1 protein-coding gene is annotated in these 1,130 nt (G+C 43.2%); it reads left to right on the forward strand.

Annotated elements, in window-relative coordinates; translation table 11 throughout:
* On the forward strand, positions 1-1,130 hold a 1,130-nt coding region (locus tag EK369_RS22760), incomplete at both ends, for a polyadenylate binding domain-containing protein (RefSeq protein WP_206198143.1).

The following is a 1,130-nucleotide window of genomic DNA, read 5'->3' on the forward strand; positions in this document are numbered from 1 at the left end:
AACAAATCCATAGAGAAAGTAAATGGTATGTTGTTAAATGGAACGAAAGTCTATGTTGGCAGATTTATTCCACGTAAGGAACGTGAAAAGGAATTAGGCGAAAAAGCTAAACTCTTCACTAATGTTTATGTTAAAAACTTTGGTGAAGACATGACGGAAGATCAACTTAGAACATTATTTGAGAAGTTTGGTCATATCACCAGCTTGAAAATTATGAGAACTGACGATGGCAAATCTCGCGGTTTCGGTTTTGTTGCATTTGATGATCCTGATTCTGCAGAAGCTGCTGTTGAAGAACTTAATGGAAAAGAAATTGTTGAAGGTAAATCTATGTATGTTGGCCGGGCTCAAAAGAAAGCAGAACGTCAACAAGAATTAAAACGTCGCTTTGAACAACTAAAAATGGAACGTATGAATCGCTATCAAGGAGTCAATCTGTATGTAAAAAATTTGGACGACACCATTGACGATGAACGCCTCAGAAAGGAATTCTCGCCATTTGGAACAATTACATCAGCTAAAGTCATGTTGGAAGATGGACGTAGTAAAGGATTTGGATTTGTCTGCTTCTCATCTCCTGAAGAAGCAACCAAAGCTGTCACTGAAATGAATGGCCGTATAGTGGGCTCCAAACCACTTTATGTAGCTCTAGCTCAGCGTAAAGAAGACAGAAAAGCCCATTTAACATCGCAATATATGCAACGTATGGCCAACATGCGTATGCACCAGATGAACCAGTTCATCCAACCAAGCGGCACCAGCGGCTATTTTGTACCAACAATGCCACAACCACCACAACGCTATTATGCAGCATCTCAGATGACACAGATTCGTACAACACCAAGATGGCCTGCTCAACCTCAGGTACGTCCAGGTGCACAAACTGGAACCAACGCCTATGCTGCAGGATTACAAAACTCCTACAGAGCCGCACCAAGGCCACCAAATCAAGCCGGAGCTATGCGAGGTCGTCCTCTTGCCACACAAGGGGTTGTTGCAGGAAGTAATCGTTCCACAAACTATAAATACACCGCAAATATGCGCAATCCACCCCAAGGACTTACAATGAGCGGGGCCGCCCCTGTTCAACAAGCGGTACATATTCACGGACAAGAACCCCTTACAGCCAC

The organism is Shimia sediminis (assembly GCF_003990645.1).
Lineage (GTDB): Bacteria > Pseudomonadota > Alphaproteobacteria > Rhodobacterales > Rhodobacteraceae > Shimia > Shimia sediminis.